The sequence below is a fragment of the Flavobacterium zubiriense genome, from assembly GCF_041729725.1.
In the GTDB taxonomy this organism is placed as follows: Bacteria; Bacteroidota; Bacteroidia; order Flavobacteriales; family Flavobacteriaceae; genus Flavobacterium; species Flavobacterium zubiriense.
Window position 1 is genome coordinate 1 of the sequence record NZ_JBCFQL010000034.1, and the last position, 457, is coordinate 457.

The 457-nt window shown below is 34.4% G+C and carries 1 protein-coding gene; it reads left to right on the top strand.

Annotation, left to right across the window (positions count from 1 at the left end; translation table 11 throughout):
* Positions 1–457 (top strand): DUF7507 domain-containing protein (locus tag AAGV28_RS15415; protein WP_461782282.1); only part of this gene is annotated, 457 nt, incomplete at both ends.

A 457-nucleotide genomic window follows, 5' to 3' on the forward strand; every position in this document is an offset into this window, starting at 1 on the left:
GTGAAATTCTAAATCCTGATAATTGTGATGAAGCTACTGTAACGGTAAATGTTTACATACCTTCTATAGAAGTATTAAAAGAAGGAACTTATGTTGATACCAATGAAGATGGAAAAACAAATGTTGGAGATCAAATCAATTATACATTTACAGTAAAAAACACTGGAGGTGCTAAATTAAATAATATAACCGTTACAGATGATAAAGTGACTGTAATTGGGGAGCCTATTGAATTGAATATAAATGAAAGTGATGAAACTACCTTCTACGCTATTTATAATATTACTCAAGAGGACATCAATAAAAGTGTGGTTTATAATTTTGCGACGGTTCAAGGAACACCTCCTGTCGGAGAACCTGTAACGGCAACTTCTACGGATCCTACACCTTGTACGACTTGTCCTGTTGATCCTGATTGTACTACTTGTACGATTACCGAATTGGATCAAAATCCTAG